Raw genomic sequence first — 18,879 nt, 5'->3', positions numbered from 1 at the left:
AGTTACGTGTCGTCGCCGCGCGTTGTAGCGCCGCTCCGACGGATGCCGATTGGGACGGTCCGAAACGCCGACCCGAACCCTAACGTTGAAGTTTAGGGTTACCAGTGTCTCTGTTCGCTGGACTCTTCCGGACAGGACACTAAGTCGACAAGTGGCGCACGTTCAACGAACACGCCGAACCTCCCGTTTTTCTTTTCACCCTATGTGATCACCCGTAGCGCTGGCCAACCAGGGTGCTGGCCAGGGGCGATACACGTCAACTTCCGGACGAGGCGGGCGCCGTGGGGGCACTTACATCGAAGTGCCCCGCTTTGGGCGTGGCCTTCATCAGGGCGACGAGGACCCGAGCCTTGACCGGACCGTGTTCGCCACTGCCCCAGTAGACGGTGCGCCCCTTGGTCAGCTCCAGAGTGACGGAGTCGTACGAGGTGACGCGTACGACACGAGTGTCCCGGGCGATTTCGGGCGGGAGTTCACCCCGGACGCGTACCGCCTCCGACATCAGCCGGTCCGCGTCGAAGCGGCGGAGGCTGGGCGAGGCGGAGGTGTCCAGGACCAGCCGGGGGACGCCCTTGGGGGCGGTGGCGACCGTGGCGAACCGCATACCGGTCGCGTCCACTTCGATAAACTTTCCGCCCTTTTCCAGCAGGAGGACGGGCTGCCTCTCCGTCACTTTCAGACCGATTCCGTGCGGCCATGACCGGACCACGTCCACCGACTCGATGCGCGGCAGCGCGGACCGCAGCCGCGCCCCGATGGCGTCGGTGTCGACCGAGACCAGCGGGGCGCCCACGGGTACGGCGGCGGCCTTCTCGACCTCGGCCGGGGTCAGCACCGAGGTGCCGGAAGTCTTCACACCTTCCACACGGAACCAGGAGGAGCCGTAGAGCGCCCAGATCCCGCCCGCCACGAGGACGAGAACGCCGAGGGCGATCAGGAGCGTTCGGGTGCGGGGCACCCGGAGCACGCGCCCCCGGGCGCCCCCGCCGGAGGGACCGTCCGACGACCCCCTCGTCCTGCGCTCGCCGCTCTTCTCGGCGGTCGTCGGTCCGGCTGCCACCTGGCGCCTCCTGCCCTCTGCCGCCGCGCTACGCCTGACGGCGGGCGGCGATCGCCTCGTACACCATGCCGACGAGCAGCTCGTCGGCGTCCCGGCGGCCGAACTCGGCCGCAGACCGGGACATCTCGTACAAACGGTGCGGATCGGCCAGTACGGGCAGAACGTTGCCCTGCACCCACTGCGGCGTCAGCTCCGCGTCGTCGACGAGGAGTCCGCCGCCCGCCTTCACCACCGGCTGCGCGTTGAGCCGCTGTTCGCCGTTGCCGATCGGCAGCGGGACGTAGGCGGCGGGCAGTCCGACGGCGGAAAGCTCGGCGACGGTCATCGCGCCCGCGCGGCAGAGCATCATGTCGGCGGCGGCGTACGCGAGATCCATCCGGTCCACATACGGTACCGGCACATAGGGCGGCATTCCGGGCATATTGTCGACGCGCGGCATTTCGTTCTTCGGGCCGACCGCGTGCAGGATCTGGATGCCCGAGCGCTGGAGCACCGGGGCGATCTGCTGGATCACCTCGTTGAGCCGCCGGGCGCCCTGCGAGCCGCCGGAGACGAGGAGCGTCGGCAGGTTCGGGTCGAGTCCGAACGCCGCGCGCGCCTCGGGCCGTACGCGCGCCCGGTCCAGGGTGGCGATGGTGTGCCGCAGCGGGATGCCGATGTAGCGGGCGTTGCGGAGCTTGCTGTCCGGGGTGGCGACGGCGACCCCGGCGGCGTACCGCGAACCGATCTTGTTGGCCAGACCGGGCCGTGCGTTGGCCTCGTGGACCACGATCGGCACCCCTCGGCGCTTGGCCGCGAGATAGCCGGGCAGCGCGACGTAGCCGCCGAAGCCGACCACGCAGTCCGCCTGGGTGCGTTCGAGGATCTGCTCGGCCGCCTTGATCGTGCCGCGCAGCCGTCCGGGGACGGTGATCAGCTCGGGGGTCGGCTTGCGGGGCAGCGGTACGGCGGGGATGAGCGCCAGCTCATAGCCCCGCTCGGGCACGAGCCGGGTCTCCAGACCCTTCTCCGTGCCGAGCGCCGTGATTCCCACGCTGGGGTCCTGCCTGCGCAGGGCGTCCGCGAGGGCCAGCGCCGGCTCGATATGACCGGCGGTCCCCCCGCCGGCGAGTACGACATGCACCGAAATTCACCGCTCTCCGGACGGGCGCTTCTTGACGCGCCGTCGCATCGACTTCCATCTCACCCCGGCCCGCTTGCCCCAGCCGGGGCGGCGCATGGCCAGGGCCGCTTTCGCGGCGGGTTCCTGTCGCGCGAAGGCGATGAGGAGCCCGACGGCGAACATGGTCGGCAACAGGGCCGATCCTCCGTAGGAGAACAGCGGGAGCGGGACACCGGCGATCGGCAGCAGACCGAGCACCGCACCGATGTTGATCACGGCCTGGGCCGTGATCCAGGTGGTCACGCCTCCCGCGGCGAACCTCACGAAGGGATCCTCCGTGTTTCCGGCCACGCGGATACCCGCATAGCCTAGGGCCGCGAACAGGGCCAGCACCGACAGCGTCCCCGCGAGGCCCAGTTCCTCACCGGTGACCGCGAAGATGAAGTCGGTGTGGGCTTCGGGGAGTTGGCCCCATTTCTCGACGCTCGCACCGAGTCCGGATCCGAACCAGCCGCCCGAGGCCAGCGCGTAGATTCCGTGCGCCGCCTGGAGGCAGGGGGCTCCCTCGCCGCCGGGGTCGGAGGCGCCGATGCACTCGAAGCGCCGCATCCGGTTGGCACTCGTCTTGATCAGCAGGAAGCCGATCGCACCGGCCACGGAGAGCACTCCGGCGAAGAGCCGGGTGGGCGCCCCCGCGGTCCACAGCAGACCGAAGAGGATCGCGGCGAGGATGATCGAGGTGCCCATGTCGCCGCCGAGCATGATCAGCCCGAGCAGCATGAAGGCGCCGGGTACCAGCGGCACCAGCATGTGCTTCCACTGCGTGAGCAGTTTCATGTCCTGTTTACGGGCGAGCAGGTCGGCGCCCCAGAGGATGAGCGCCAGTTTGCCGAACTCGCTGGGCTGGAGCTGGAAGGGCCCGCCGAGGGAGATCCAGTTCTGGTTGCCGTTGACCGCGTGCCCTATCCCGGGGATCTGGACGAGCACCATCAGGAAGACCGCGCCGACCAGTATCGGGTAGGCCAGGGCCCGGTGCAGCCGGACCGGCATCCGGGAGGCGGCCAGGAGCAGTACGGTGCCGATCAGCGCGGCGAGGAACTGTTTGCGGAAGAAGTAGGAGGGCGCCAGGTCGTAGCGGAGCGCCGTGATCATCGAGGCGGAGTAGACCATCACGAGGCCGAGCGTGGTGATGAGCAGGCCCGCACCGATGATCACGTAATACGCGGTGAGGGGCCGGTCCCAGGCCTTCCGCGCCTGGTCGAGGAGGCCCCGGAGACCTCCGCCGCGTGGCCGCGGGGTCGCGGGAACCCGCCCTCCGCCGCGTACGGCGGAAGGACGGCGTGTCCCGACGATCTTGCTCGGCATGGTCGCTGATCCCCTCAGGTCGTGCCCGGTCCTGCCGGACCCTTCCCCTGGGCGGTCAGGCGTTCCCGGTCGCGGCGAGGGCGCGGACCGCGTCCGCGAAGGCCTCGCCCCGCTTGTTGTAGTTGGTGAACATGTCCATCGAGGCACAGGCCGGGGCGAGGAGGACGGTGTCCCCCGGGCGGGCGAGCCGGGCCGCTTCGCGGACCGCCTCGGACATCGCCCCAGTGTCGGTCCGGTCGAGGTCCACCACCGGGACTTCCGGGGCGTGTCGCGCGAGGGCTTCGCGGATCAGGGCCCGGTCGGCGCCCATCAGGACGGCGGCGCGCAGGTGCTTGGCCGACTTCCCGACCAGCTCGTCGAAGGTCGCGCCCTTGGCGAGGCCCCCGGCGATCCAGACGATCGGGTCGTAGGCCGCCAACGAGGCTTCCGCGGCGTGGGTGTTGGTGGCCTTGGAGTCGTCCACGTAGGCGACTCCCCCGACCTCCTCGACCAGTTCGATGCGGTGCGGGTCGGGCCGGAAGGCCTTCAGCCCGTCCCGTACGGCCCTGGCGTCGACGCCGAAGGCGCGGGCGAGGGCGGCGGCGGCGAGCGCGTTGGCGATGTTGTGCGGGGCCGGCGGCTGGACGTCGGCGACCTCGGCGAGTTCCTGGGCGTTCTTCTGCCGGTCCTCGACGAAGGCGCGGTCGACGAGGATGCCCTCCACGACGCCGAGTTCGGAGGGGCCGGGGGTGCCGAGGGTGAAGCCGATGGCCCGGCAGCCCTCCTCGACGTCGGCCTCGCGGACCAGGTCCTCGGTGACCTTGTCGGCCACGTTGTAGACGCAGGCGACCTGGTTGCCCTCGTAGATCCGGCCCTTGTCGGCGGCGTACGCCTCCATGGAGCCGTGCCAGTCGAGGTGGTCCGGGGCCAGGTTCAGCACGGCGGCCGAGTGGACCCGGACCGAGGGCGCCCAGTGCAGCTGGTAGCTGGAGAGTTCGACGGCGAGGACGTCGTACGGCTCCTCGCCGAGGACGGCGTCGAGGAGCGAGACGCCGATGTTGCCGACGGCGGCGGTCCGCAGTCCGGCCGCCTCCAGGATCGAGACGAGCATCCGGACGGTCGTGGTCTTGCCGTTGGTGCCGGTGACCGCGAGCCAGGGGGCGGCGTCCGGGCCCCGGAGCCGCCAGGCGAGTTCGACGTCGCCCCAGATCTCCACGCCCGCCGCACCGGCGACGGCGAAGAGCGGCTTGTCGGGCCGCCAGCCCGGGGCGGTGACGATCAGCTCGGTGCCGGTCGGCAGGGTGTCGCCGTCGCCGAGGCGGACGGTGACGCCCTCCGCCTCCAGCTCCGCGGCCTGGGCCCGGGAGCGCTCGTCGTCGCCGTCGTTGACGACGGTCACGTGCGCGCCGAGGCGGTGCAGGGCGCGGGCGGCCGGGATGCCGGAGACGCCGAGCCCCGCGACGGTGACCTTCTTGCCGTTCCAGTCGAGCTGTTCCGTCACTTGTCCGCTGCCCATCCCGCGTAGAAGAGGCCCAGGCCCACGATCACGCACATGCCCTGGATGATCCAGAACCGGACGACGACCAGGACTTCCGACCACCCCTTGAGTTCGAAGTGGTGCTGGAGCGGGGCCATCCGGAAGACGCGCTTGCCGGTCATCTTGAACGAGCCGACCTGGATGACCACGGACATCGTGATCAGCACGAACAGGCCGCCGAGCAGCGCGATGAGCAGCTCCGTGCGGGAGCAGATGGCGAGACCGGCGAGGGCGCCGCCGAGGGCGAGGGAGCCGGTGTCGCCCATGAAGATCTTGGCGGGCGAGGTGTTCCACCAGAGGAAGCCGAAGCAGGCGCCCATCAGGGCGGAGGCGACGACCGCGAGGTCGAGCGGATCGCGGACCTCGAAGCAGGCGCTCGGGTTGGTGAGGGTCAGCGCGTTGGCGCAGGACTCCTGGAACTGCCAGAGGCCGATGAAGGTGTAGGCGCCGAAGACCATCACGGAGGCGCCGGTGGCCAGGCCGTCCAGACCGTCCGTCAGGTTCACGCCGTTGGACATGGCCAGGATCATGAAGAGCGCCCAGACCACGAAGAGGACGGGGCCGATGGCCCAGCCGAAGTCCGTGATGAAGGAGAGCTTCGTGGAGGCCGGGGCGAGTCCGCGCGAGTCGGCGAACTGGAGCGAGAGCACCGCGAAGGCGATGCCGACGATCAGCTGTCCGGCCATCTTCGCCTTGGCCCGCAGGCCGAGCGAACGCTGCTTGACGATCTTGATGTAGTCGTCGAGGAAGCCGACCAGGCCCATGCCGGTCATCAGGAAGAGGACCAGCAGACCGGAGTACGTGACGGACTCGCCGGTGATCACCTTGGCCAGTGCGTACGCGATGAGCGTGGCCAGGATGAAGGAGATGCCGCCCATGGTGGGCGTGCCCTTCTTCCCGGCGTGGCCGCGCGGGCCGTCGTCGCGGATGAACTGACCGTATCCCTTGCGGGCGAGGAGCTTGATCAGCAGCGGGGTGCCGATCAGGGTCAGGAAGAGCCCGATGGCCCCCGCGAAGAGGATTTGCCTCATCGGCCGGTGACCTCGCCCTCGGTGTCCAGGAGAGCCAGGGCGACCTGTTCGAGACCGACCGACCTGGAAGCCTTCACAAGGACGACGTCCCCCGGGCGCAGCTCACTGCGCAACAGGTCGACAGCCGCCTGCGCGTCGGACACGTGCACCGACTCCTCACCCCACGAACCCTCGTTATATGCGCCCAGTTGCAGCCAGGACGCTTCCCTGTCCCCGACCGCGACGAGCTTGCTGACGTTGAGCCGGACGGCGAGCCGTCCGACCGCGTCGTGCTCGACGAGCGATGCGTCACCCAGCTCGGCCATCTTGCCGAGCACCGCCCACGTACGAGCCCCTCGGGCCTGTGCGGCCCTGCCCATGGCCGCGAGCGCGCGCAGGGCGGCTCGCATGGACTCGGGGTTCGCGTTGTAGGCGTCGTTGACGATCGTCACGCCGTCCGGACGCTCGGTGACCTCCATGCGCCAGCGCGACAGGGTGCCCGCTTCGGAGAGCGCGGTGGCGATCTCTTCGACGGGCATGCCCAGCTCGTGCGCGACGGCGGCCGCTGCGAGCGCGTTCGACACGTGGTGCTCACCGTACAGGCGCAAGGTCACGTCGCTGCACCCGGTGGGTGTGTGAAGGCGGAAAGAAGGCCGTCCGGTCTCGGTGAGACGCACGTTCTCGGCCCGTACGGCCGCTTCGTCCGCTTCGCCGAAGAACAGGACGCGGGCCTTGGTGCGGCTCGCCATCGCGCGGACGAGCGGATCGTCGATGTTGAGGACCGCCACTCCGCCGTCCTCGGCCGACGGCAGCGCCTCGACCAGTTCGCCCTTCGCCTCGGCGATCTGCTCCCGGCCGCCGAACTCGCCGATGTGGGCGGTGCCCACGTTGAGGACGAGGCCGATACGGGGCGGGGTGAGGCCGGTGAGGTAGCGGATGTGGCCGATGCCCCGGGCGCCCATCTCCAGGACCAGGTGCCGGGTCTCGTCGCTCGCGCGGAGCGCGGTGAGGGGCAGTCCGATCTCGTTGTTGAGCGAGCCGGGCGTCCACACCGTGGGCGCGTGCCGGTCGAGGACCTGGGCGATCAGGTCCTTGGTGGAGGTCTTGCCTGCCGAGCCGGTGAGGGCGACGACATCGGTGCCGAGCCGCTCGACGACCGCGCGGGCGAGGGCCCCGAGCGCGGTCTGGACGTCGTCGACGACGAGGGCGGGGACGCCGACGGGCCGGGCGGCCAGTACGGCCACGGCTCCGGCCTCGACCGCGCGTGCCGCGTAGTCGTGGCCGTCGACGTGCTCGCCGGTGAAGGCCGCGAAGAGGCTGCCGGCCCGCACTTCGCGGGAGTCGATGACGACGGGCCCGGTGATCCGGGCGTCCGGATCCGGTATGTCGTGCGCCTGCCCGCCGACGATTTCGGCGATCTCGGCGAGGGAGAGGGCGATCACTGCTTCATCCCTGACTGTTCTGGTGGCTGTCTGTTCCGCTCGGCGCGGGGGCCTGGGGGTGCGGGCGGCCGGTGATGGCGGCCCGCAGGACCTGACGGTCGTCGAAGGGGCGGACCACTCCGGCGATCTCCTGGCCCTGCTCGTGGCCCTTGCCCGCGACGAGGACGGTGTCCCCGGGCTCGGCGCGGGCGACGGCCGCGGCGATGGCCGCGGCGCGGTCGGCGAGGACGAGCACCTCGCCGCGTTCCTCCGCGGGCACCTCCGCGGCGCCCGCGAGCATGGCGGTGAGGATCGCGAGGGGGTCCTCGGAGCGGGGGTTGTCGGAGGTGAGGACGGTGGTGTCGGCGAGCCGGGCGGCGGCGGCGCCCATCGGGCCGCGTTTGGTGGTGTCCCGGTCGCCGCCGCAGCCGATGACCACGTGCAGCCGTCCCTCGGTGACCTCGCGCAGGGAGCGCAGGACCGACTCGACGGCGTCGGTCTTGTGCGCGTAGTCGACGACGGCGAGGTACGGCTGGCCCGCGTCGACGCGCTCCAGGCGGCCGGGGACGCCGGGGACGGCCGCGACGCCCTCGGCGGCGCGCCGGGGGTCGACGCCGGTGGCGGCGAGGGTGGCGATGGCGGCGAGGGTGTTGGCGACGTTGAAGGGGCCGGGCAGCGGGGCGGTGGCGGGGATGCGGGCGCCCTCGGGGCCGACGGCGGTGAACGTCGAGTCGTGGGAGCCGAGGACGACGTCCTCGGCGCGCCAGTCGGCTTCGGCGCGGCCTTCGGCGGAGAAGGTGAGGACCGGGACGGTGGCCTCCTTGGCGAGCCTGCGGCCGTAGGCGTCGTCGAGGTTGACCACGCCGAGGCGGCTGCGCTCGGGGGTGAAGAGGGAGGCCTTGGCCTGGAAGTAGTCCTCCATGCCGGAGTGGAACTCCATGTGCTCCGGGCTGAGGTTGTTGAAGACGGCGACGTCGAAGACGCAGCCGTCGACCCGGCCGAGCACCAGGGCGTGGCTGGAGACCTCCATGGCGACGGCCTCGACGCCTCGTTCGCGCATGACGGCGAAGAGGGCCTGGAGGTCGGTGGCCTCGGGGGTGGTGCGCTCGGACTTGACGCGTTCGTCGCCGATCCGCATCTCGACGGTGCCGACGAGCCCGGTGTGGTGTCCGGTGCCGCGCAGTCCGCCCTCGACGAGGTAGGCGGTGGTGGTCTTGCCGGAGGTGCCGGTGATGCCGATCTGGAGGAGGTCGTCGCCGGGGCGGCCGTAGATGCGGGCCGCGAGTTCCCCCATCCGGGCGCGCGGGTTCTCGACGACCAGGACCGGCAGGCCGGTCGCGGCGGCGCGGTCGGCGCCGGTCGGGTCGGTGAGGACGGCGGCGGCGCCGAGTCCGGCGGCCTGGGCCACGAAGTCGGCGCCGTGCGCGCGGGCGCCGGGGAGGGCCGCGTACAGGTCGCCGGGGCGTACGGCCCGGGAGTCGTGGGTGATGCCGGAGATCCCTGCGGTCCCGGGGGCGGTGGTCCCCAGTTGTGCGGCCAGGTCGCCCAGGGGTGTCGGGCGGGCCTGCTCCGGCCGGGGCGGGGTGGTTCGGTACTGATCAGCGTGTGGCACGGCGGTGAGCGTACCGGGCGCACCCTGTGGGGGGCCAAAAGAGCCCGGGGCCTCGCCGGAGTTCGATTTCCGGTTCCCGGAATGGGGGGTGATCGTTGTCACTGGTGCTCCCGGAGTGTCACGGGGTGGGGTCGAAGGTGACCGGCAGTCGGCCGGGGGGGTTGCCCGTGGGGGCGACGTGGAGGGTCTTGAGGGAGAACTCCATGACCTGCTTGTAGATGGGCCCGCAGATCTGGCCGCCGAAGTAGCTGCCGGATGTGGGGTTCTGGATGGCGCAGTAGACGGTGATCTGGGGGTCGTCGGAGGGGGCGAAACCGGCGAAGGAGGCGGTGTAGCCCTTGTAGCGGCCGAGTTCGGGGTCGACGCGGTTGGCGGTGCCGGTCTTGCCCGCGACGCGGTAGCCGGGGATGGCCGCCTTGACGCCGGTGCCCTCGCCGCCGACGACGGATTCCAGCATGGCGGCGAGGGTGCGGGCGGTCTTCTCGCTGACGACCCGGGTCTCCTCGGGCTTGGCGGCGGGGGCGAAGCGCCCGTCGGGTCCCTTGCTGCCGCGGACGAGGGTGGGTTCGACGCGTACGCCTCCGTTGGCGATGGTCGAGTAGACCGAGGCCGCCTGCATGGCGTTGAGGGAGAGGCCCTGTCCGAAGGGGATCGTGTACTGCTGGGAGGTGGACCAGTCCTGGGGTTTGGCGAGGAGGCCGGAGGTCTCGCCGGGGTAGTCGAGGCCCGTGGGGCTGCCGAGGCCGAACTTGCGCAGGTAGGAGTAGAGCACCTGGTTGGCCTGTGCCTGGGTGGTGCCGAGCTGGCCGGTGGCGAGGATGGTGCCGATGTTGCTGGACCGGGCGAGGACGCCGTTGAGCGTCAGGTGCCAGGTCTCGTGGTCGATGTCGTCCTTGAAGAGCCGGTCGCCCCGGTGGAGCCGGTTGGGGACGGTGACATGGGTATCGGCGGCGGCCTTGCCCTCTTCCAGGACGGCGGCCATGGAGATGACCTTGCTGGTGGAGCCGGGTTCGAAGGCGTCCTGGAGGGCGGCGTTGCCCATGGCGGCGGAGTTGGCGGCGGAGAGGTCGTTGGGGTCGAAGCCGGGGGCGTTGGCCATGGCGAGGACCTCGCCGGTCCTGGCGTTCTGGACGATGACGTAGCCGCGGTCGGCCTTGGACTTGCGGACCTGTTCGGTGATGGCCTGCTGGGCGGCCCACTGGATGTCCCGGTCGATGGTCAGCTCGATGTCGGAGCCGGGGACGGCGGGGGTGCCCTGGGAGCCCGCGGTGGGCACCTGACGGCCGCCGGACTGGGTGAAGCGGATCTTGCCGTCCTTGCCGGCCAGCGCCGGGTCGAGCATGGATTCGACGCCGCCCGCGCCCTTGCCCTCGGCGTTGACGTAGCCCAGTATTCCGGCGGCCAGTTCGCCGTTGGGGTAGACGCGCTTGGTGCTGGGTTCGCTGAGGATGCCGCCGAGCAGGTTGACGCCGTTGCCGCCCTCGGAGGACTGGGACTTCTGCCCGTAGACCCGCTTGAGGTCCTTGATCTGGTTCCAGACCTGCGGGGTCTGCTTGCGGGCCAGGAGGGTGTAGCGGGACTTGGGGGTGCGCAGCTTCTTCGCCAGTTCCGCGGGCTCCTTGCCGAGGAGGGGGGCGAGGAGGGCGGCAGCCTGTTCGGGGGCGTCGGGGACCTTGGACTCCTCGGGGGTGAAGAGCTTGGGGTCGGCGGTGATGTCGTACGCGTCGACGCTGGCGGCGAGGGCGATGCCGTTGCGGTCGGTGATCTCGCCGCGTTCGGCGGAGAGCGTGTACTCCTGGAAGCGGTACCGGTCGGCCTTGGCCGCGTAGGCGTCGGCGTCGACGGCCTGGACCTGGAGCAGCCGGACCACGAAGACCAGCATGACGAGCGTCAGGGCGAAGGAGATCAGCCGCAGCCGGGGCCGGGGGCTGCCGAGCCGGATGGTGCGGGCGCGCCGGGCCGGGGGGCGGGGCGCGGTCCGCTTCCCCGCCGGGCGGGGGGCGGGTCGGTTCGGGCGGGCTCCGGCGGAGGCGGGCCGGGGGCGTACGGGCCTGGCGGGGCCGGGGACGCGTCGGCGCGGGGGCTCCTTGGGGGGCACTGCTCGGTCACCTGCCGGAGGTCGTCGGGTCGGGCGCGGTCGTCTTCGGGCCCGTGGTGCCGGTGGTGGCGGGGTCCGGGGTGGTGGGCGGGTTCCGGGTGCCGGCGGTGGAGGGGGTGGCCGTCGCCGTGGGCGTCGGGTCCTGCGTCGGCGTGGTCTTCCCCGTCGGGGCGGGGCTCGGCTTGGGGGCGGCGGCGGCCTTGGACGGCTCGCCGAGCACCTTTCCGTCCTGGCCGAGGAAGGCGGGGCTGCCGCCCGGGACCATGCCCAGCTGGCGGGCCCGGCGGGCCAGGGCGTCGGGGGCCGCGTAGTCGTCGACGTCCCGCTGGAGCGCCTGCTCCTCGTCGGTCAGCTCGGTGGTCCTGTTCTTCAGCTCGTTCAGCCGGAAGGAGCCCTGGTTGAGGGCCGAGTTCAGCACGAGCAGGGTGATCAGGCCGCCGCCGAGCAGCACCACGACGAGCAGGACGAAGGGGGTGCGGGCCGCCTGGCTCGGCCCGGCGGGCAGAAGCCGACCGAGCCGTGCGGCCCGTCCTTTGAGGGGCCCCTTCGCCGTGCTCACCGGACGTCTTCCCGGATGCGTTCGACGCCGCGGAGCCGGGCGGGGGCGGCGCGCCGGTTCTCGGCGACCTCCTCCTCGGTGGGCAGCTCGGCGCCTCGGGTGAGCAGCTTCAGACGGGGCTGGTACTTCTCGGGGACGACGGGCAGGCCGGGCGGGGCGGTGTTCGCGGCGCCGGCCGCGAACACCTGCTTGACCAGCCGGTCTTCCAGGGAGTGGTACGAGAGGACGGCGATGCGGCCGTTGACGGCGAGGGCCTTGACGGCGGCCGGGATCGCCCGCTCCAGGACGGACAGCTCGCCGTTGACCTCGATGCGCAGGGCCTGGAAGGTGCGCTTGGCCGGGTTGCCGCCGGTGCGCTTGGCGGCCTGCGGCAGCGCGTCGCGGATCAGCTCGACGAGCCGGGCGCTGTGGTCGAAGGGCTCCTTCTCGCGTTCGCGCACGATCGCGGAGACGATCCGCTTGGCCTGCTTCTCCTCGCCGTAGGCGCGCAGGATGCGGACCAGTTCGCCGGCCGGGTAGGTGTTGAGGACCTCGGCGGCACTGATGCCGGTCGTCTGGTCCATGCGCATGTCGAGCGGCGCGTCCTGGGCGTAGGCGAAGCCCCGGTCGGCCTCGTCCAGCTGCATGGAGGAGACGCCCAGGTCGAAGAGGACGCCGTCGGCGGCGGGGATGCCGAGCCGGTCGAGGACCTCGGGCAGCTCGTCGTAGACGGCGTGCACGAGAGTGGCGCGCTCCCCGTACGGGGCGAGCCGCTCGCCGGAGAGCCGCAGGGCCTCCTTGTCGCGGTCGAGGGCGACGAGCCGCACCTCGGGGAACCGCTTCAGGAGTGCCTCGCTGTGGCCGCCGAGGCCCAGGGTGCAGTCGACGACGACCGCGCCGGGGCGCTCCAGGGCGGGGGCCAACATGTCCAGGCACCGCTGGAGCATGACCGGGACGTGTCGGTCGTTGCTCAATGCGCCCTCTCAGATCGGGCGCGGAGGTTACCGGCGAGCGGGAGGAGGCCGAGCCGTAGGTACCGCCGCACACACGGGGGAGAAACCGCGGAAATCGCTCGTTGTCTCCAGGAACTCCGCGCCACTTTAGTCCACCGGACGCGCCGGTCAATCAACCCGCTGGCGCGTCGCCCGGAGGTGGGAGGCCGGGGGACATTTCCGGGCGCCTCACTCGTTCGGGGCATGTCGCCGACACGTGTGGGTTACCTCACAACAAGGCTCGTCGACGTAATTTGTCCGCTCCCACAGCGGGCCACGAGGGGTCGCGGCCACTAACGTCGGAACCATGTCGACTTCCGCGCACTCCTCTGTTGACGCCATACGCGACGGCGGCACGGTCACCGACCGTCTCGTCGACGCGAACGCCCACTACGCCGCCGACTTCACCGATCCCGGAATGGACGCCAGGCCCGTGCTGCGCGTCGCCGTCGTCGCCTGCATGGACGCCCGTCTCGACCTGCACGCGGCCCTCGGTCTGGAACTGGGCGACTGTCACACCATCCGCAACGCGGGCGGGGTCGTCACCGACGACGTCATCCGTTCGCTCACCATCAGCCAGCGTGCCCTGGGCACCCGCAGCGTGATGCTGGTGCACCACACGAACTGCGGTCTGGAGTCGCTGACCGAGGACTTCCGGCACGAGATCGAGGACGAGGTCGGACAGCGCCCGGCGTGGGCGGTCGAGGCCTTCCGCGACGTGGACAAGGACGTGCGCCAGTCCATGCAGCGGGTGCGGACCTCCCCCTTCCTGCTGCACTCCGACGACGTCCGCGGTTTCGTCTTCGATGTGACGACGGGCCTCCTGCGGGAGATCGACCCCTCCGAAGACCCCGAGACCGAAACGGCCTAACACCCCCCAAACCCCGGCATTGCACCCGCAGTTATCCACAGGCGAGTGACACGAGCCGGATCCGCGAACAAGAATGCCCGTGTGACACCCCCCGAAGATCCCACGGGGGCAGGTGTCCCTGTTCCGGAAGGCCGAGGAGGGCCGGGGTGACCACCTATGACGATCGAGCGAGCCTCACTGATCTGACCACCACCGTCGAGCGTGTCCGCAGGTCGGTGGAGAGCGTGATCGAGGGCAAGCCCGAGGTCGTACGGCTTTCTCTGACCGTGCTGCTCGCCGAGGGGCACCTCCTCATCGAGGATGTCCCCGGCGTCGGCAAGACCATGCTCGCCAAGACCCTGGCCCGGTCCATCGACTGTTCCGTGCGCCGTATCCAGTTCACCCCCGACCTGCTGCCCTCGGACGTCACCGGCGTGTCGATCTTCGACCAGCAGCGGCGGGACTTCGAGTTCAAGCCGGGCGCGATCTTCGCCCAGATCGTCATCAGCGACGAGATCAACCGCGCCTCGCCGAAGACCCAGTCGGCGCTCCTGGAGTCCATGGAGGAGCGCCAGGTCACCATCGACGGCCAGACGTACGAGCTGCCCAGCCCGTTCATGGTGGTCGCCACGCAGAACCCGGTCGAGATGGAGGGCACCTACCCGCTGCCCGAGGCCCAGCGCGACCGCTTCATGGCCCGGGTCTCCATCGGCTACCCCAGCGCCGACGCCGAACTCCGGATGCTCGACGTGCACGGCTCGGCCTCCCCCCTGGACGACCTCCAGCCGGTCGCCCACGCCCACGAGATCCTGAAGCTGATCGACGCGGTGCGCGCGGTGCACGTCGCCGACGCCGTCCGGCGGTACGCGGTCGACCTCGTCGCCGCCACCCGCGCCCACCCCGACCTGCGGCTCGGCGCCTCCCCGCGAGCGACCCTGCATCTGCTGCGGGCCGCCAAGGCGTCCGCCGCGCTCAGCGGCCGCGAGTACGTGCTGCCCGACGACCTCCAGGCCCTCGCCGCGCCCGTCCTCGCCCACCGGCTCCTGCCGACGGCGCAGGCCCAGCTCAACCGGCGCACCGCCGAGCAGGTCGTCCAGGACATCCTCCAGCGCACGCCCGTCCCGGCCGCGGCGGCGCCCGCCGGCCCGATCCACCCGCAGCCCGGCGCCCGGCGGCCGTGATGGAAGCCTCCGCCGTGCCGGAGGGCCAGCGGGGCGAGGAGGACGACCGGGGCGGTCTGCGGACCGCCCTCGGCGGTCTCACCACCCGGGGCCGCTCCTTCCTCGCCGCCGGGGTGGCCGCCGCCGTCTGCGCGTACGTCCTCGGCCAGGCCGACCTGCTGCGCGTCGGGCTGCTGCTCGCCTCGCTCCCGCTGCTCTGCGCCCTCGTGCTGCACCGCACCCGCTACCGGGTCGCGACCTCCCGAAGGCTCACCCCGCAGCGGGTCGAGGCCGCCTCGGAGGCCCGGGTCCAGCTGCGGATGGAGAACGTCTCCAAACTGCCCACCGGCCTCCTCATGCTCCAGGACCACGTGCCGTACACGCTCGGGCCCCGGCCCCGCTTCGTGCTCGACCGGGTCGAGGGCGGCGGGCGGCGCGAGGTGTCCTACCGGGTCCGCTCCGACCTGCGCGGACGCTTCCCGCTCGGGCCGCTCCAGCTACGACTCAGCGACCCCTTCGGGATGTGCGAGCTGACCCGGTCCTTCAGCGCGTACGACACCCTCACCGTGGTGCCGAGGAGCGAGCCGCTGCCGCCGGTGAAGCTCACCGGCGAGGCCTCCGGCCACGGCGACGGGCAGCAGCGCGCCCTCGCCCTCGCGGGCGACGACGACATCATCCCGCGCGCCTACCGCCACGGCGACGACCTGCGCCGGGTGCACTGGCGCTCCACCGCCCGCTACGGCGAGCTGATGGTCCGCCGCGAGGAACAGCCGCAGCGGGCCCGCTGCACGGTCCTCCTCGACACCCGCCGCATCGCCTGGCAGGGCGCGGGCCCCGACTCCGCCTTCGAGTGGGCGGTCTCCGGCGTCGCCTCCGCACTGGTCCACATGCTGGAGCGGGGCTACTCGGTCCGGCTCGTCACCGACACCGGCAGCACGGTCCCCGGCGAGGGCTCCGAGGGCTTCGCCGGGTCCCACGACCCGGCCGAGTCGGCGGGGCTCCTGATGGACACCCTCGCGGTCGTCGACCACTCCGAGGGCGGCGGCCTCTCCCGTGCCTCCGACGCCCTGCGCGGCGACAACGGGGGGCTGCTCGTCGCCTTCCTCGGCGATCTCGACGAGGAACAGGCCGCGCTCCTCGCCCGGAGCAGGGGCCGCGGCGGGGCCGTCGCGTTCCTCCTGGACGCCGGGACCTGGCTGACCGCCGGCGCCGTCAGCGGAGCCGTGGACAAGCGGGTGCGGCAGCTCCGGGAGGCCGGCTGGACGGCGATCGCCGTACCGCCCGGCGCCCGGCTCCCCGACCTGTGGCAGGCGGCGGCCGGAATCCGGGCCGAGTCCGCCCCCGACACCCCTGGAGGCTGGACATGAGCGGGCGCACCCGGCTGACCCTGGCCGCCTGGGCCGCCACCCTGATGGGTTCCGGAGCACTGCTGCCGCTGGTGAGGCCCGCGACCTGGATCTTCACCGCCGCCTTCGTCCTCGCCCTGGTCAGCGGGGTGGGCGCGGTGGCCAGAAGGGTTCCGCTGGCCCGGCCGCTGACCGTCCTCGCCCAGCTGGCCGTGGCGCTCCTGGTGCTGACCTCGGTCTTCGCCGGGGAGCAGGCCGTACTGCGCTTCCTGCCCGGCCCGCAGGCCGTGACGCACGCCGTCGAGCTGTTCCGGGCGGGCGTCACGGACGTCGGGCACTACGCGGCCCCCGCCCCCGACACCGAGGGCATCCGGCTCCTGCTGGTCGGCGGGGTCGTCGCGATCGGGCTCCTGGTGGACGCCCTCGCGGTCACCTTCCGCAAGGCCGCCCCGGCCGGTCTGCCGCTGCTCGCCCTGTACTCGGTCGCCGCCGGGCTCTCCGGCGGCGGCGCGGGCTGGCTCTGGTTCCTCCTCGCCGCCTCCGGCTATCTGCTGCTGCTCCTCGCCGAGAGCCGTGACCGGCTCGCCGCGTGGGGCCGGGTCTTCGGCGGGGCCCACCGCTCCGGACGGCCCGGTTCGGCCGTCGCGAGCGGCGGCACGGCCTCCTCCCCGGCCCGCACGGGGCGCCGGATCGGCGTCGTGGCCATGGGCGTCGCGCTGGTCGTGCCGCTGGCGCTGCCCGGCTTCAGCGGCGGCCTGTTCGGCGAGAAGGGCGGGGCGGGCGACCCGGGCGGCAAGGGCGGCACGATCTCGGCGGTGAACCCGCTGGTCTCCCTCCAGAACAACCTGCGCCAGCCGGAGGACCGCGAGGTCCTGCGCTACCGGACCAACGCCACCGACATCTCCGGCAGATATCTGCGGCTCGTCGCGCTCGACCAGTTCGACGGCACTTCCTGGAAGTCCTCGGTCCGCCCCATCGAGGACGTGCCCGAGCGGCTGCCCTCCCCCGAGGGGCTCGACCCGTCCGTCGAGACCGCCGAGGTGACGGGGAACTTCGTCGCCGCCGACGCGTACGAGCAGAAGTGGCTGCCGATGCCGTACCCGGCGACCCGGGTCGGCATCGACGGACGCTGGCGGTACGAGCCGGCCGGCCGGATGCTCGTCGGCGACGACAAGCAGACCACCCGGGGCGCCCGCTACCAGGTCACCAGCCTCGACGTACGGCCCACCTCCGAGCGGCTCGCGACGGCCCCGCCCGCCCCGGAGCGGATCCGCCGCGAGTACACGCGGGTGCCGCCGACGCTGCCGCAGGACGTGAAGACGACCGCCCTCGACGTCACCAAGGGCGCCGCCAACGACTACGAGCGGGCCGTGCGGCTCCAGGACTGGTTCGCCCGGGACGGCGGCTTCCGCTACGACGTGCAGGTGGAGTCCGGCACCGGAGTGCAGGCGATATCCCGCTTCCTGAAGGACAAGGAGGGCTTCTGCGTCCACTTCTCCTTCTCCATGGCGGCGATGGCCCGCTCCCTGGGCATCCCGGCACGGGTGGCGGTGGGCTTCACCCCGGGCACCCCCCAGACCGACGGCTCGGTCTCGGTCGGCATCCGGGACGCGCACGCCTGGCCCGAGCTGTACTTCGAGGGCGTCGGCTGGACCCGCTTCGAGCCGACCCCCTCGCGGGGCTCCACCCCCTCGTACACCCGGCCCGACACGCCCTCGGGCTCGGCCACCGGCCCCGCGCAGCCGCAGCAGAGCGCTTCGGCGCAGCCGTCCGCCGCGCCGAGCGCCTCCGAGAGCTGCACCCCGCAGATGCGCCGCCAGGGCGACTGCGGGCCGGACGCGGCGGTGGCGGGGGCGTCCTCGGACGGCTCGGGTCCCGAGCCGTCGACGGTGCTCCTCGTGGGCCTCGCCGTGCTCGTGGTGCTCGCGCTCCCCTTGGGTCCGCTGTTCTGGCGGACCCGGGTCAGGGCCCGTCGCCTCGCTCCGGCGGGAGACCGGAGCCCGGCCGGGACGGCTGCCCGGACGCTCGCGGTCTGGCGGGAGATCATCGACACCGCCTGGGACCACGGCGTGGAGCCCGACGAGTCGCGGACGCCGAGGAACACGGCGGACCGGATCGTCCGCCTCGGCGCGCTGGACGAGGAGTCGGCACGGGCCGTGCACCGGGTCGCGGGAGCCGTGGAGGAGGTCCTGTACGCGCCCCGGCCGGGCGCCGCCACGGGCCTCGTGGAGGAGGCCGCCCGGGTCAGGGCGGGCTTCCACGCCACGGCCGACCGCCGCACCCGGCTGCGCGCCCTGCTCGCCCCCCGCTCGGCCCGCCGCCTGCGCTGGTCGGCGGAGGCCCGCCGGGTGTCCCTGGCCCGCACGTGGTCACTCCGGTGGCGGACGGCGACGGACCGGGTGGCGGGGGTGTTCCGCAGGTCACCGAGGGAGACGGGCTGAGCGGACACCGCTCGGCGGGGGGTGGCTGGTAGCGGCCCCCTGCCGAGCGGTACGGGCTGGAGGGGCGTCGGTGGGGGGGCGGACCGGAGCGCCCTCGGAGGAGGGGCGGGCTGTGGGCGCCTCCGCCGAGCGGTGCCGGAGGCGGGCCGGAGGGCCGCCAGGGGGCCCGAGTACCGCCAGCGGGCTGAGAACGCTCGACGGCTGGGGACGCTCACGGCCCGGGGTGCAAGGCACGGCCCGGAGTGCAGGGCACGGCCCGGGGTGCCGCAGGCAGTCTTGGCCTCTCCGCCCGTGCCTCCGGCGCCCACCCCTCCCGTGCACGACGTGCCCCAGGCGCGCGCGATGGAGCCCCGGGCACACCCAGGCCC

14 protein-coding genes are annotated in these 18,879 nt (G+C 72.4%); 4 read left to right on the top strand and 10 right to left on the bottom strand.

All coding sequences use genetic code 11. From position 1 onward, the window contains the following. Positions 1 to 256: 256 nt before the first annotated feature. Genes BU197_RS08785 through rsmH form a run of 10 tightly spaced genes read right to left on the bottom strand, consistent with a single transcriptional unit; the run spans position 257 to position 12,696 of the window. Positions 257 to 1,060: a cell division protein FtsQ/DivIB gene (locus BU197_RS08785; RefSeq protein WP_188267667.1), complete on the bottom strand. Its 804-nt coding sequence runs from the start codon at positions 1,058 to 1,060 to the stop codon at positions 257 to 259. A gap of 28 nt (positions 1,061 to 1,088) precedes the next feature. Continuing rightward, positions 1,089 to 2,183, bottom strand: coding sequence for an undecaprenyldiphospho-muramoylpentapeptide beta-N-acetylglucosaminyltransferase (murG, locus tag BU197_RS08780; RefSeq protein WP_188267666.1), 1,095 nt, complete (start codon positions 2,181 to 2,183; stop codon positions 1,089 to 1,091). A 6-nt stretch (positions 2,184 to 2,189) separates the two neighbouring features. Then, the gene (ftsW, locus tag BU197_RS08775) at positions 2,190 to 3,527 is read right to left on the bottom strand and encodes a putative lipid II flippase FtsW (protein WP_188267665.1); all 1,338 of its coding nucleotides are present in this window, start codon (positions 3,525 to 3,527) and stop codon (positions 2,190 to 2,192) included. A gap of 55 nt (positions 3,528 to 3,582) precedes the next feature. After that, a complete protein-coding gene (murD, locus tag BU197_RS08770) occupies positions 3,583 to 5,022 on the bottom strand; it encodes a UDP-N-acetylmuramoyl-L-alanine--D-glutamate ligase (RefSeq protein WP_188267664.1) in 1,440 nt (479 codons plus the stop codon). Then, a complete protein-coding gene (gene mraY / locus BU197_RS08765; RefSeq protein ID WP_188267663.1) occupies positions 5,004 to 6,074 on the bottom strand; it encodes a phospho-N-acetylmuramoyl-pentapeptide-transferase in 1,071 nt (356 codons plus the stop codon). Before mraY ends, murD begins: the two co-directional genes overlap by 19 nt. Next, entirely contained in the window at positions 6,071 to 7,495 is a 1,425-nt protein-coding gene (locus BU197_RS08760) for a UDP-N-acetylmuramoyl-tripeptide--D-alanyl-D-alanine ligase (protein WP_188267662.1), read from the bottom strand. The genes mraY and BU197_RS08760 overlap by 4 nt, the downstream gene beginning before the upstream one ends. Before the next feature lie 4 nt (positions 7,496 to 7,499). Then, positions 7,500 to 9,188 (bottom strand): UDP-N-acetylmuramoyl-L-alanyl-D-glutamate--2,6-diaminopimelate ligase, encoded by a 1,689-nt coding sequence (locus BU197_RS08755; protein WP_188267661.1) that lies wholly within the window; start codon positions 9,186 to 9,188, stop codon positions 7,500 to 7,502. A 16-nt stretch (positions 9,189 to 9,204) separates the two neighbouring features. Beyond that, complete coding sequence (locus BU197_RS08750; RefSeq protein ID WP_188267660.1) at positions 9,205 to 11,184, bottom strand: peptidoglycan D,D-transpeptidase FtsI family protein; 1,980 nt, start codon at positions 11,182 to 11,184, stop codon at positions 9,205 to 9,207. A 7-nt stretch (positions 11,185 to 11,191) separates the two neighbouring features. Then, a complete protein-coding gene (locus BU197_RS08745) occupies positions 11,192 to 11,743 on the bottom strand; it encodes a hypothetical protein (RefSeq protein ID WP_317452275.1) in 552 nt (183 codons plus the stop codon). Continuing rightward, complete coding sequence (gene rsmH / locus BU197_RS08740) at positions 11,740 to 12,696, bottom strand: 16S rRNA (cytosine(1402)-N(4))-methyltransferase RsmH (RefSeq protein ID WP_188267659.1); 957 nt, start codon at positions 12,694 to 12,696, stop codon at positions 11,740 to 11,742. Before rsmH ends, BU197_RS08745 begins: the two co-directional genes overlap by 4 nt. A 325-nt stretch (positions 12,697 to 13,021) precedes the next feature. Here rsmH and BU197_RS08735 point away from each other — a divergent pair, with 325 nt between their 5' ends. The 4 genes from BU197_RS08735 (at position 13,022) to BU197_RS08720 (ending at position 18,511) form a co-directional block, all read left to right on the top strand. After that, entirely contained in the window at positions 13,022 to 13,585 is a 564-nt protein-coding gene (locus BU197_RS08735; RefSeq protein WP_188267658.1) for a beta-class carbonic anhydrase, read from the top strand. Positions 13,586 to 13,731: 146 nt separating this feature from the next. Further along, a complete protein-coding gene (locus tag BU197_RS08730) occupies positions 13,732 to 14,745 on the top strand; it encodes an AAA family ATPase (protein ID WP_188267657.1) in 1,014 nt (337 codons plus the stop codon). Beyond that, a complete protein-coding gene (locus BU197_RS08725; protein ID WP_188267656.1) occupies positions 14,745 to 16,091 on the top strand; it encodes a DUF58 domain-containing protein in 1,347 nt (448 codons plus the stop codon). Before BU197_RS08730 ends, BU197_RS08725 begins: the two co-directional genes overlap by 1 nt. Next, positions 16,088 to 18,511 (top strand): DUF3488 and DUF4129 domain-containing transglutaminase family protein, encoded by a 2,424-nt coding sequence (locus BU197_RS08720; RefSeq protein WP_188267655.1) that lies wholly within the window; start codon positions 16,088 to 16,090, stop codon positions 18,509 to 18,511. The genes BU197_RS08725 and BU197_RS08720 overlap by 4 nt, the downstream gene beginning before the upstream one ends. The last annotated feature ends 368 nt before the right edge of the window (positions 18,512 to 18,879 follow it).

Source organism: Streptomyces sp. CBMA291 (assembly GCF_014596525.1).
GTDB lineage: Bacteria > Actinomycetota > Actinomycetes > Streptomycetales > Streptomycetaceae > Streptomyces.
This window is presented reverse-complemented; position numbering and strand designations above follow the sequence as displayed.

Bases quoted from the DNA above. Each gene is read 5' to 3' on its own strand.
- ftsW (WP_188267665.1), bottom strand. From the start codon at position 3,527: ATGCCGAGCAAGATCGTCGGGACACGCCGTCCTTCCGCCGTACGCGGC.
- murD (WP_188267664.1), bottom strand. From the start codon at position 5,022: ATGGGCAGCGGACAAGTGACGGAACAGCTCGACTGGAACGGCAAGAAG.
- mraY (WP_188267663.1), bottom strand. From the start codon at position 6,074: ATGAGGCAAATCCTCTTCGCGGGGGCCATCGGGCTCTTCCTGACCCTG.
- BU197_RS08735 (WP_188267658.1), top strand. From the start codon at position 13,022: ATGTCGACTTCCGCGCACTCCTCTGTTGACGCCATACGCGACGGCGGC.
- BU197_RS08725 (WP_188267656.1), top strand. From the start codon at position 14,745: ATGGAAGCCTCCGCCGTGCCGGAGGGCCAGCGGGGCGAGGAGGACGAC.
- BU197_RS08720 (WP_188267655.1), top strand. From the start codon at position 16,088: ATGAGCGGGCGCACCCGGCTGACCCTGGCCGCCTGGGCCGCCACCCTG.